The organism is Pseudomonas benzenivorans, assembly GCF_024397895.1.
GTDB classification, from domain to species: Bacteria; Pseudomonadota; Gammaproteobacteria; order Pseudomonadales; family Pseudomonadaceae; genus Aquipseudomonas; species Aquipseudomonas benzenivorans_A.
In genome coordinates this window covers 2133375-2145207 of sequence record NZ_CP073346.1, presented here as the reverse complement: position 1 = coordinate 2145207, position 11833 = coordinate 2133375, and the positions used below count along the sequence as shown (strand labels likewise).

General features: G+C 64.2%; 10 protein-coding genes. 3 read left to right on the top strand and 7 right to left on the bottom strand.

The features are described 5' to 3' along the window. Positions 1-249 precede the first annotated feature (249 nt). The 6 genes from ntrC to glnA form a co-directional block, all read right to left on the bottom strand. Positions 250-1686, bottom strand: coding sequence for a nitrogen regulation protein NR(I) (gene ntrC / locus KDW96_RS10015; RefSeq protein WP_255840260.1), 1437 nt, complete (start codon positions 1684-1686; stop codon positions 250-252). Beyond that, a complete protein-coding gene (gene glnL / locus KDW96_RS10010) occupies positions 1683-2771 on the bottom strand; it encodes a nitrogen regulation protein NR(II) (protein ID WP_255840259.1) in 1089 nt (362 codons plus the stop codon). Before glnL ends, ntrC begins: the two co-directional genes overlap by 4 nt. A 195-nt stretch (positions 2772-2966) precedes the next feature. Beyond that, entirely contained in the window at positions 2967-3581 is a 615-nt protein-coding gene (locus KDW96_RS10005) for a DUF4124 domain-containing protein (RefSeq protein ID WP_255840507.1), read from the bottom strand. A gap of 17 nt (positions 3582-3598) precedes the next feature. After that, a complete protein-coding gene (locus KDW96_RS10000; protein WP_255840258.1) occupies positions 3599-4126 on the bottom strand; it encodes a DUF4124 domain-containing protein in 528 nt (175 codons plus the stop codon). 98 nt (positions 4127-4224) lie between these two features. Beyond that, positions 4225-5187, bottom strand: coding sequence for an IS1595 family transposase (locus tag KDW96_RS09995; RefSeq protein ID WP_255837515.1), 963 nt, complete (start codon positions 5185-5187; stop codon positions 4225-4227). Between the two features lie 142 nt (positions 5188-5329). Next, positions 5330-6736, bottom strand: coding sequence for a glutamate--ammonia ligase (gene glnA / locus KDW96_RS09990; RefSeq protein ID WP_255840257.1), 1407 nt, complete (start codon positions 6734-6736; stop codon positions 5330-5332). Positions 6737-7063: 327 nt separating this feature from the next. Here glnA and thiI point away from each other — a divergent pair, with 327 nt between their 5' ends. The 3 genes from thiI (at position 7064) to gloA (ending at position 11243) form a co-directional block, all read left to right on the top strand. Further along, entirely contained in the window at positions 7064-8518 is a 1455-nt protein-coding gene (gene thiI / locus KDW96_RS09985) for a tRNA uracil 4-sulfurtransferase ThiI (RefSeq protein WP_255840256.1), read from the top strand. A 164-nt stretch (positions 8519-8682) separates the two neighbouring features. Then, the gene (gene typA / locus KDW96_RS09980; RefSeq protein WP_255840255.1) at positions 8683-10503 is read left to right on the top strand and encodes a translational GTPase TypA; all 1821 of its coding nucleotides are present in this window, start codon (positions 8683-8685) and stop codon (positions 10501-10503) included. Between the two features lie 206 nt (positions 10504-10709). Continuing rightward, positions 10710-11243: a lactoylglutathione lyase gene (gloA, locus tag KDW96_RS09975; protein WP_255840254.1), complete on the top strand. Its 534-nt coding sequence runs from the start codon at positions 10710-10712 to the stop codon at positions 11241-11243. 72 nt (positions 11244-11315) lie between these two features. Here gloA and KDW96_RS09970 read toward each other — a convergent pair whose 3' ends face one another. Beyond that, positions 11316-11717 carry a YkgJ family cysteine cluster protein gene (locus tag KDW96_RS09970; RefSeq protein WP_255840253.1) on the bottom strand — a complete coding sequence of 134 codons (402 nt, stop codon included), beginning with the start codon at positions 11715-11717 and terminating at the stop codon, positions 11316-11318. Between the last annotated feature and the right edge of the window lie 116 nt (positions 11718-11833).

The following is an 11833-nucleotide window of genomic DNA, read 5'->3' as shown; positions in this document are numbered from 1 at the left end:
CCTGTACCAAGGTCCCCGAAACTGGGAATGCCTTAGTCTATGCACTCGCTGTGCCAGTTTTATTGCAATGTGCTCCAGAGCCCGAAAGCACTGGCGTGCGGGGCGAAACCCGATGTGCGGTCATCGCTGGCGCGGAGCCGGGCGTGCCGCGGTGGTGCATGGCGGTGCGGCGCCGCGCCGAGACAGCGCATGGGTTTCGGGCACAAAAAAGCGGGCGCAAGGCCCGCTTGGTTGAGCGCAGGAGGCGGCTCAGTTGTCGTCGTCGCCGTCGTCCTCGGCACCGTCGACCTTCATGCCCAGTTCCTTGATCTTGCGCGTCAGGGTGTTGCGGCCCCAGCCCAGTAGCACGGCGGCGTCGCGGCGGCGACCGGCGGTGTGCTTGAGGGCGGTCTCGATCATGATTCGCTCGAAGGCCGGCACCGCGCTGTCGAGCAGGCTGGACTGGCCACGGCTCAGGGCCTGGTCGGCCCACTGGCGCAGGCCCTGTTCCCAGCTGCTGACCGGCACGCTGTCCTGGGGTTGGGCCAGCAGTTCCGGCGGCAGGTCGTCGACGTGCACCTCGCGACCCGAGGCCATCACCGTGATCCAGCGGCAGGTGTTCTCCAGCTGGCGCACGTTGCCCGGCCAGGGCAGGTGCTGCAGGTAGTCCTCGGTCTCGCTCTTCAGCAGCTTCGGCTCCACCGCCAGTTCCAGCGCCGCGCGGCCGAGGAAGTGGCGGGCCAGGGTGGGGATGTCCTCGCGACGATCGGCCAGGCGCGGGATATGGATGCGGATGACGTTGAGGCGGTGGAACAGGTCCTCGCGGAACTTGCCGGCCTGCACCAGGCTTTCCAGGTCCTGGTGGGTGGCGGCGATGATGCGCACGTCGACCTTCACCGGGGTATGACCGCCGACCCGGTAGAACTCGCCGTCGGCCAGCACGCGCAGCAGGCGGGTCTGGGTGTCGGCCGGCATGTCGCCGATCTCGTCGAGGAACAGGCTGCCGCCGTCGGCCTGCTCGAAGCGGCCGCGGCGCAGGTTGGCCGCGCCGGTGAAGGCGCCCTTCTCGTGGCCGAACAGCTCGGACTCCATCAGGTCCTTGGGGATCGCCGCCATGTTCAGTGCGATGAACGGCGACGCAGCGCGCGGGCTGTGGCGGTGCAGGGCATGGGCGACCAGCTCCTTGCCGGTGCCGGACTCGCCGTTGATCAGCACGGTGATGTTGGAGTGGGAGAGGCGGCCGATGGCGCGAAACACCTCCTGCATGGCCGGCGCCTCGCCGATGATCTCCGGGGTGCGCGGTTGCTCGACCGGCGCCGCCAGGCCCAGTTGTTCCTGGGCGTGCTGGTTGGCCCGCTTGACCAGGGAGACCGCTTCGTCGACGTCGAACGGCTTGGGCAGGTACTCGAAGGCACCGCCCTGGTAGCTGGCCACCGCGCTGTCCAGGTCGGAATGGGCGGTCATGATGATCACCGGCAGGCGCGGGTGCAGTTCGCGGATGCGCGCCAGCAGGTCAAGGCCGCTGGCGCCCGGCATGCGAATGTCGGAGATGACCACGTCCGGTTGCTCGCGGCTCAGGCGGCCGAGCACGCCGTCGGCGCTGTCGAAGCTCTGGGTGGTCATGCCTTCCTGTTGCAGGGCTTTTTCCAGGACCCAGCGGATGGAGCGGTCGTCGTCGACGATCCAGACGGTTTCACTTCGGCTCATGCAGCAGGTGCTCCTTGTTCCAGCGGCAGGAAGATCGAGAACAGTGTATGGCCGGGGTGGCTTTCGCACTCGATCAGACCTTGATGCTGACTGATGATGTTCTGGGTGATGGCCAGGCCGAGGCCGGTGCCGTCGGCGCGGCCGCTGACCATCGGGTAGAAGATGGTCTCCTGCAGCTCCTGGGGGATGCCGGGGCCGTTGTCGATGATCTCGATGCGCGCCACCAGGCGGTGGCGGGTATGGCCGATGGTGAACTGGCGCAGGGTGCGGGTGCGCAGGGTGATGCGGCCCAGGCCCAGGCCGTGTTTCTGCCCGGCGATGGCCTGCATGGCGTTGCGCACGATATTGAGCACCGCCTGGATCATCTGCTCGCGGTCGATCAGCAGATCGGGAATGCTCGGGTCGTAGTCGCGCACCAGGATGATGCCGCCCTGGCTTTCCGCTTCGACCAGGCTGGCGACCCGCTCCAACACCTCGTGCACGTTGGTCGGCGCCAGGGAGGGCAGCTTGTTCGAGCCGAGCATGCGGTCGACCAGGTTCCGCAGGCGGTCGGCCTCCTCGATGATGACGTTGGTGTAGTCCTTGAGCTCCTCTTCCGGCAGCTCGCGGGCCAGCAACTGGGCGGCGCCGCGGATGCCACCGAGGGGGTTCTTGATCTCATGGGCCAGGCCGCGCACCAGCAGCTTGGTGGTTTCCTGCTTGGACAGCTGCGCCTCTTCCTTGGTGATCTTCAGCATGCGGTCGCGCGGGTGCACCTCCAGCAGCAGCAGGGTCGCGCCGCGGCTGAGGATGGGCGTCACCGCATAGTCGACTGTCAGGGTCTGGCCGGTCACCGCGGTCAGCACCGCTTCGCGCTTGTTGAACGGGTGCGCCTGTTCGACGGCCTGGCGCAGCGCGCTGAGGGCTTCCGCCGACTCGGTGAACAGTTCGCTGATGAATTGTCCGTGGCTGCGCTGGCCGCTGACGGCCAGGAGCATCTCCGCCGCCGGATTCATGTACTCGAGCCGCAGTTCGGCGTTGAGCAGCAGGGTGGCGGTGGTCAGGTTGTCGAGCAGCAGGCGGTGCAGTGCATCGTTGATAGTCATAGGCGAGGGCTTTCCGGCGATGGACAGGAAAATGCAAGAAGCAAACCAAAGCCCCGAAAAGACGCGCGCAGCGCGCGCAATCGACGCCGGCAGCCGTGTTTCGGCGCGTGGGCCCCGGCTGCGGGTGAACCAAAACAGGGAGAGTATAGAAAGCGGTGCACGCAACCGCACCAATGTGGTGCGGCTGCCGGGAGGTCAGATGAAGGGGATCAGCGGGATGTCTTTCTTTTCCGGCGGCTTGTCCTTAAGCGGGCACTCCGGGCGCACGCCGTAGTCGGCTTTCTTGCACGGCCGCACCATGCGCTTCTGCGCCAGGGAGATGCGCAGCATGTGGAGCGGCTGGCTCGGGGTGCGCTCCTGGGTGCGGCCCTGGGCGTCGACGATTTCCACCGCCAGCTGGTGGGTGCCGCGGTCGATATTCTCCAAGGGAAAGACCGGGCTGCGGCTGGCTTCGCCCAGGGGTTGACCGTCCAGCAGCAGGCGGTAGCCGTGGCCCGGGAGCAGCGCCGGGTCGCTGCTGGCGGTGACGATCAGGTTGCCGGCGCTGTCGCGGATGGTTGCGTCGGGTTGCGGCACGAGAATGCGCAGCAGCTGATAGGCCGGCGCCTGCGGCGCGCTGGGCTCGGGCGCCGGTGGTGCCGCGCGGGGTGGCGCGGGCATGCTGTTGGACGGTGCCAGCTCGATGCGCTGGGCGTTGCCGGTGCCGGGCTGGTCGGTGAAGACCCGGTTGCCGTCGGCGTCTATATAGGTGTACACCGCGGCCTGCAGCGGCAGGCAGAGCAGGCTCAGGCAGAACAGGGCGATCTGCATGCATTGGGGGTTGGTGGTCACGGCGCGCTCCGGGCCGGGCTGTTCACGCTGATGCGCTGTACGGTGAAGGTGACGGTGTCGCTCTGCTGGATGCGCTGGGTGCCATTGAGTACCTCGACCGCCAGGCTGTGCTCGCCGCGGGCGATATTGGTCAGCTGCAGCGAGGTGCCGTTGCTCGGTTGGCCGTAGGGCTGGCCATCGAGCAGCAGGCGCAGGCGGTGGGAGGAGGCCAGGGCCGGCTCCAGGCTGACGCCGACGCTGAAGGTGCCGTTGTTGGCGCGCAGTGCCGCGTCGTCGGGCAGGTCGGTCAATTGCAGGGTGCGGTAGGGCGCTTGCGGCTCGGCTGGCGAGCTGGACGCCGGCGGTGTGTTGGGGGCCTGCATCTGCACGGTGTTGGTCGGCGGCAACTCGACGCTTTGCGCGGCGCTGCCGTCCGGCGGTTGGTTGGTGAAGACCGTATTGCCCTGGGCATCGGTGTACTTGTAGATCTGCGCACTGGCCAGCAGTGGCAGGGACAGCAGCAGGCAGGTGAGCATCCGGCGCATGGCCAATCTCCCGGGTATCGTGCTGCTAAGCCTTGCACCGCTTGGGCGCCCTGGCAAGCGCGGCGCCGTCGAGCTGTGAATGTCGCCCATAAAAAAGGCTATGTACCAATAGCGTGTTGCAGGGTTCTGCCTACCGCCTCCTGAATGCAGTGAGCCGGCCGAATATTCCGCTGATAGCGCTCTAGCATGCGGCGCCAGCCCAGGTAATTCGGGAGGTAGCGGGTGGCCACGCCGTGAAAGCGGGTCATCCAGCTCTTCAAGCGGCTGTGGTAGGCGTTGACGTTCTGAATATGGAAAGCGCCTTGGCGCACTCGCTGGCCGGGGCGGGCATGCACGACCTGATGGGTGATGCCCTGTGCCCGGGCAAAGCTGGCATAGACTGCCGCCCCGTCACTGCAGAGCACGGCCTCCCGGTCGATCAGCGGCATCAACGCCTCTCGCACATGATTGGCATCGAGCTTGGCCAACTTGAAGTCAGCGGTGTGGCCCTCCCGGTCGCGCACCACCATCACCGGGATCTGGTCTTTACCCGTGCCGCGGGTCACGCTCACCCCACCTCGTTTACGGGGCGGCCGAGGCAACTGCCTCTGGCCCTTGAAGGACTCCAGAAAGAACGTCTCATCCACTTCGACAATCCCTGCCTCATGCGTGGCGTGATGCTCAGCCGCTGCAGCCAGGAAGCGGTGCCTCCAGAGGAAAGCGGTGTTTTTGCTGATGCCGCATGCCTGGGCCGCCTTGCGCACGCTAAGCCCGTCAATCAGTGCCTGGGCGTAGTCTTTCCAGCGTTCGGGGTAGTGCAGGCGGGCAAGGCCTGTTGCTGAGCGCGCGGTGCAAGTCCGTCGACAACTACGGCAACGATAGCGGCGCAGACTGCGCGACCAACCCCAGGGCGCAAGCTGATTCGCATTGGTCTGGCAATGCGGGCAACGCTGCAGCGCCGGCAGGCAATCGAGCACTTCTGTCGCCGGCGGGTTCCGCAGTGCCTGATGAAGCGTAGATTTCTGATGGGCGCTGAGTTGGCTCAGTTGAGCCAGCCAGTGGTGAAAGGCTTGAGTATCCATAATCGGCAGACCTCCTGATTGGAACTCTGCCGTTTAGATTAGTACTCGCAACACATCGTTGGTACATAGCCATAAAAAAGGCCCCGCCGGCAGAGCCGGGCGGGGCCTTTCGAGTCGCGCGCCTGGATGGCGCGCGGCCGGCTTAGACGCTGTAGTACAGGTCGTATTCCAGCGGGTGCACGAAGGTGCGCACCTTGATCTCTTCTTCGCTCTTCAGTTCGATGTAGGCATCGATGAAGTCGTCGGAGAACACGCCGCCCTTGGTCAGGAACGCGCGGCCCTTGTCCAGCTCTTCCAGGGCTTCCTTCAGGCTGCCGCATACCTGCGGGATCAGCTTGCCTTCTTCCGGCGGCAGGTCATACAGGTTCTTGTCCGCCGCGTCGCCGGGGTGGATCTTGTTCTGGATGCCGTCCAGGCCGGCCATCAGCAGGGCGGCGAAGCACAGGTACGGGTTGGCGGCCGGGTCCGGGAAGCGCGCCTCGATGCGGCGGGCCTTCGGGCTGGACACGTACGGGATGCGGATCGAGGCGGAGCGGTTGCGCGCCGAGTAGGCCAGCATGACCGGGGCTTCGAAGCCCGGGACCAGACGCTTGTAGGAGTTGGTCGCCGGGTTGGTGAAACCGTTCAGCGCCTTGCCGTGCTTGATGATGCCGCCGATGAAGTACAGGGCGGTGTCGGACAGGCCGGCATAGCCTTCGCCGGAGAAGGTGTTCTTGCCGTCCTTGGAGATCGACATGTGCACGTGCATGCCCGAGCCGTTGTCGCCGTACAGCGGCTTCGGCATGAAGGTAGCAGTCTTGCCATAGGCGTCGGCGACGTTGTGCACGCAGTACTTCAGGGTCTGAACTTCGTCAGCCTTGGCCACCAGGGTGTTGAACTTCACGCCGATTTCGTTCTGGCCGGCAGTGGCCACTTCGTGGTGATGCACTTCGACGACCAGGCCCATTTCTTCCATGGCATTACACATGGCGGTACGGATTTCGTGGTCGTGGTCGCACGGCGGAACCGGGAAGTAACCGCCCTTGACGGCCGGGCGGTGGCCCTTGTTGCCGCCTTCGACGTCCTGGTCGGTCATCCAGGAACCCTGCTCGGAGTAGATCTTGAACATCGAGCCGGAGATGTCGGACTTGAACTTCACTTCGTCGAAGATGAAGAACTCGGGCTCCGGGCCGACGAATACGGTGTCGCCGATGCCGGTGGTCTTGAGGAATTCCTCGGCGCGCTTGGCGATCGAGCGCGGGTCGCGGTCGTAGCCCTGCATGGTGCTCGGCTCGACGATGTCGCAGACGATGATCAGGGTCGGCTCTTCGGTGAAGGGATCCAGCACGGCGGTCTCGTCGACCGGCATCAGGATCATGTCGGAGGCTTCGATGCCTTTCCAGCCGTGGATGGAGGAGCCGTCGAACATCTTGCCGTGCTCGAAGAAGTCTTCGTCCAGGGCGTCGCGAGCCGGCATGGTGACGTGGTGCTGCTTGCCCTTGGTGTCGGTGAAGCGCAGGTCAACCCACTTCACGTCGTGTTCTTTAATCAGTTGAATCGACTTCGACATGCTGTCCTCCAGATGGATAAGGCTCAACTGTGAGCCCTCAATAGTTCGATGAAGCCCGGCGCGATAGTCCGCCAGGACAACCTGCCTCACAAGGGAGCAAATTGCATGCCAGTGCCCCGGAATGGGCTAAATGGCTCAATCTCAGGGGCGGCGCGGGCTGCGTGGCGATATTGCGTTGTTTTTCGCACCATAATGGGGCGGATAAATTCTGGCGTGCTCTGAATTGGTGCGCTGCATTTGCTGGGTGGGATTTTTGATCAAAGCTTGAACAATTTCCGCTATAATCCGCGCCCCTGTTTTTCGGCTGCCCCGGCACGCACTGTTTTCATGAAACTGATCGTTAAAGTTTTCCCCGAAATCACCATCAAGAGCCGCCCGGTGCGCAAGCATTTCATCCGGCAGTTGGCCAAGAACATCCGTACCGTGCTGCGCGATCTCGATCCGCAGCTGCAGGTCAGCGGTGTGTGGGACAACCTCGAGGTGGAAACCGCGATCAGTGAGCCGAAAGTGCTGCAGGAGATGATCGAGCGGCTGCGCTGCACCCCCGGCCTGATCCATTTCCTCGAAGTCCACGAGTACCCACTGGGCGACTTCGACGACGTGCTGGACAAGTGCAAGACCCATTTCGCCGGCCAGTTGCCGGGCAAGGTCTTCGCCGTGCGCTGCAAGCGCGGCGGCAAGCACAGCTTCACCTCGATGGACATCGAGCGCTACGTCGGCAGCCAGCTGCGCCAGCAATGCGGCGCCGCCGGCATCGACCTGAAGAAGCCCGAGGTCGAAGTGCGCATGGAGATTCGCGACCAGCGCCTGTTCATCGTCCATCGCCAGCACAACGGCCTGGGCGGCTATCCGCTGGGCTCGCTGGAGCAGACCCTGGTGCTGATGTCCGGCGGCTTCGACTCCACCGTCGCCGCCTACCAGATGATGCGCCGCGGCCTGGTCGCCCACTTCTGCTTCTTCAACCTCGGTGGCCGCGCCCACGAGCTGGGCGTGATGGAAGTGGCCCACTACCTGTGGCAGAAGTTCGGCCGTTCCCAGCGCGTGCTGTTCATCAGCGTGCCGTTCGAGGAAGTATTGGCCGAGATCCTCGGCAAGGTCGACAACAGCCAGATGGGCGTGATCCTCAAGCGCATGATGCTGCGCGCCTCCACGCGCATGGCCGAGCGTCTGCAGATCGATGCCCTGGTTACCGGCGAGGCGATTTCCCAGGTGTCCAGCCAGACCCTGCCGAACCTCTCGGTGATCGACTCGGCCACCGACAAGCTGGTGCTGCGGCCGCTGATCGCCAGCCACAAGCAGGACATCATCGACACCGCCTATGCCATCGGCACCGCCGAGTTCGCCAAGCACATGCCCGAATACTGCGGGGTGATTTCGGTCAACCCGACCACCAAGGCCAAGCCCGAGCGCATCGCCTACGAGGAATCGCACTTCGACATGGCGATTCTCGAGCGCGCCCTGGAGCGCGCCACCCTGCTGCCGATCGACAAGGTGATCGACGAGCTGGGCAAGGACGTGCAGGTCGAGGAGGTCGACGAGGCCCTGGCCGGCCATGTGGTGATCGACATCCGTCACCCCGACGCGGTCGACGACGAGCCGCTGGAACTGCCCGGCATCGAGGTTCAGGCGCTGCCTTTCTACGCCCTGAACAGCAAGTTCAAGGAGCTGGATGAGACCCGCCAGTACCTGCTGTATTGCGACAAGGGGGTGATGAGCCGCCTGCATGCCCACCATCTGTTGAGCGAGGGGCATGCCAATGTGCGCGTTTATCGTCCGACATAAGACCCCCGGGCTGAATGGCGGCAGCATCCGCCATCGCCCCCCCGACCGCGGGGCAGCCTGAAGCTGCCGCCAGGTCTTTGCACCGCCTGGCCGAATTCGCAACTAGTCAATCTCCGCCGCCCAGACTTCGCGGCACACCGAATCCACTGATCGAGATACATAAAGTGATCGAGAATCTACGTAACATCGCCATCATTGCCCACGTTGACCATGGTAAGACCACCCTGGTAGACAAACTCCTGCGTCAGTCCGGCACCCTGGAGCGCGGCGAGCTCAACGACGAGCGCGTGATGGACTCCAACGACCAGGAAAAAGAGCGCGGCATTACCATCCTGGCGAAGAACACCGCCATCCGTTGGAACGACTACCGCATCAACATCGTCGACACCCCCGGCCACGCCGACTTCGGCGGTGAAGTGGAGCGCGTGATGTCGATGGTCGACTCCGTCCTGTTGCTGGTCGACGCCCAAGACGGCCCGATGCCGCAAACCCGCTTCGTGACCAAGAAGGCCTTCGAAGCCGGCCTGAAGCCGATCGTGGTGATCAACAAGGTCGACCGTCCGGGCGCGCGTCCTGACTGGGTGCTGGATCAGATCTTCGACCTGTTCGACAACCTCGGCGCTACCGAAGAGCAGCTCGACTTCCAGGTCGTCTACGCCTCGGCCCTGAACGGCATCGCCGGTCTGGATCACACCGCCATGGCCGAAGACATGAGCCCGCTGTACCAGGCCATCGTCGACCACGTACCGGCTCCTCAGGTCGACGTTGACGGCCCGTTCCAGATGCAGATCTCGGCACTGGACTACAACAGCTTCCTGGGCATCATCGGCGTTGGCCGTATCGCCCGCGGTCGCGTCAAGCCGAACACCCCGGTCGTCGCCATCGACACCGAAGGCAAGAAGCGCAACGGCCGTATCCTCAAGCTGATGGGCCACCACGGTCTGCACCGTGTGGACGTCGAAGAAGCCACCGCGGGCGACATCGTCTGCATCAGCGGCATGGACGAGCTGTTCATCTCCGACACCCTGTGTGACATCAACAACGTCGAAGCGATGAAGCCGCTGACCGTCGACGAGCCGACCGTTTCCATGACGTTCCAGGTCAACGATTCGCCGTTCTGTGGCAAGGAAGGCAAGTTCGTCACCAGCCGCAACATCAAGGAGCGTCTGGACAAGGAGCTGCTGTACAACGTGGCCCTGCGCGTCGAAGAGGGCGACTCGGCTGACAAGTTCAAGGTCTCCGGCCGTGGTGAACTGCACCTGTCGGTACTGATCGAGAACATGCGCCGCGAAGGCTTCGAGATGGGCGTAGGCCGTCCGGAAGTGATCATCCGTGAAGTCGGCGGCGTCAAGCAGGAGCCGTTCGAGAACGTCACCATCGACATCCCGGAAGACGCCCAGGGCAAGGTCATGGAAGAGATGGGTCTGCGCAAGGGCGACCTGAGCAACATGGTGCCGGATGGCAAGGGCCGTGTGCGCCTGGAGTACAACATCCCGGCTCGTGGCCTGATCGGTTTCCGTAACCAGTTCCTGACCCTGACCAACGGTGCCGGCATCCTGACCTCGATCTTCGATCGCTACGACACCATGAAGTCCGGCCACATGTCCGGCCGTCAGAACGGCGTACTGGTTTCGATCGATACCGGCAAGGCCCTGACCTATTCCCTGGAAACCCTGCAGGCGCGCGGCAAGCTGTTCGTCGAGCACGGCCAGGAAATCTACAACGGTCAGATCGTCGGCCTGAACAGCCGCGACAACGACCTGGGCGTGAACCCCACCAAGGGCAAGAAGCTCGACAACATGCGTGCTTCCGGTAAAGACGAAACCATCGCGCTGGTGCCGCCGGTTCGTTTCACCCTGGAGCAGGCCCTGGAGTTCATCCAGGACGACGAGCTGTGCGAAGTCACGCCGAAGTCGATCCGTCTGCGCAAGAAGATCCTGGACGAAGGCGAGCGCACCCGCGCTGCCAAGAAAGCCAAGAACTGATTCGTCAGGCTGAATGAAGAACCCCCGTCGGCGCAGGCCGGCGGGGGTTTTTTGTGCGCGCGCAGCCTTGCAGGGACTGTGCGATGAGCGCGTCTGGCGGATGGCCGGGTCGGGCTCTCGCTGGCGTCTCAGGTAGTAGCTGGCGGCTACCCGCGCGGGTCCCCGCGTCCCTACAATCACCCGGACTTTCAGCCTCGGAGATTTTTATGGCGTTCAATACGGAAACCCAGGCCGGGGTCTGCCTCGAGCCGGATGCAGTCACCCAGGACTACGTGTTCAACCACAGCATGCTGCGCATCAAGGATCCGCAGCGCTCGCTGGATTTCTACAGCCGCGTGCTGGGCATGCGCCTGCTGCGCCGCCTGGACTTCGCCGAAGGCAAGTTCTCCCTGTACTTCCTGGCGATGACCAAGGGCGAGGCGGTACCAGAGGACGTCGCCGAGCGTCAGCGCTACACCTTCGGCCGTCAGTCGGTGCTGGAGCTGACCCATAACTGGGGCAGCGAGCACGACGACACCCAGTACCACAACGGCAACAAGGAGCCGCGCGGTTTCGGCCATATCTGCTTCGCCGTGCCGGACGTGCAGGCCGCCTGTGCCCGTTTCGAGGCCTTGGGGGTCAACTACGTCAAGCGCCTGGAGCAGGGCTCGATGCGCAACATCGCCTTTATCACCGACCCCGACGGCTACTGGATCGAGATCGTCCAGCCGAGCCTGAACGGCGAGATCGGCCGCGCCTGAGCCGCCTCCGTGGGCAAACGAAAAAGCCCCCGTCGGCTCTCGCCGGCGGGGGCTTATTTTCAGGCTGCGGGCCTACTTCAGGGGTTTCGGCTTGTAGGCGCAGTAGCCCGGGCGCGGACCGACCTTGGGGTGGTTGCGGCAGGTGTCGGGGCGCTTGTCGTAGATGGTGCACAGGCGCGACTGGCGATCCAGATACAGGCAGTCGTTGTTGCTCATGCGCGCCAGGGTAAAGACCCCGGTCTTCTGGTTGAAGCGCTCGACGATGCCGTCTTTCTGCAGGCGCTTGGCGATGTTCTTGGCCGGTTCGCCGCGCTCGAAGTCGTCGACCACGCCGATGCGGATCAGGTCGCCGATGCGCGCCTCGACCGGCAGGGTGCAGCAGCTGGACATGCAGCTGTGGCACATGTCGCTGGTGTATTTGGCCCAGGTGTCCAGGCGGTCGAGTTCGGCGGCGGCGATCAGGTTGTTCTTCATCGGGCTATCGGCAGGTATCGGCTGTGCGGCGGGCGATGATAGCCGTGCTGGTGAAAAAGTGAACAAGCTTCTGCCGGTTGGTCGGTATTTCGCATCGCCGGTAGCCTCAGTGTGCC

Excerpts from the sequence above, each read along its gene's own strand:
- gloA (WP_255840254.1), top strand. The coding sequence starts at position 10,710 with ATGGCGTTCAATACGGAAACCCAGGCCGGGGTCTGCCTCGAGCCGGAT.
- ntrC (WP_255840260.1), bottom strand. The coding sequence starts at position 1,686 with ATGAGCCGAAGTGAAACCGTCTGGATCGTCGACGACGACCGCTCCATC.
- KDW96_RS10005 (WP_255840507.1), bottom strand. The coding sequence starts at position 3,581 with ATGCAGATCGCCCTGTTCTGCCTGAGCCTGCTCTGCCTGCCGCTGCAG.
- KDW96_RS09970 (WP_255840253.1), bottom strand. The coding sequence starts at position 11,717 with ATGAAGAACAACCTGATCGCCGCCGCCGAACTCGACCGCCTGGACACC.
- glnL (WP_255840259.1), bottom strand. The coding sequence starts at position 2,771 with ATGACTATCAACGATGCACTGCACCGCCTGCTGCTCGACAACCTGACC.
- thiI (WP_255840256.1), top strand. The coding sequence starts at position 7,064 with ATGAAACTGATCGTTAAAGTTTTCCCCGAAATCACCATCAAGAGCCGC.
- KDW96_RS10000 (WP_255840258.1), bottom strand. The coding sequence starts at position 4,126 with ATGCGCCGGATGCTCACCTGCCTGCTGCTGTCCCTGCCACTGCTGGCC.
- glnA (WP_255840257.1), bottom strand. The coding sequence starts at position 6,736 with ATGTCGAAGTCGATTCAACTGATTAAAGAACACGACGTGAAGTGGGTT.
- KDW96_RS09995 (WP_255837515.1), bottom strand. The coding sequence starts at position 5,187 with ATGGATACTCAAGCCTTTCACCACTGGCTGGCTCAACTGAGCCAACTC.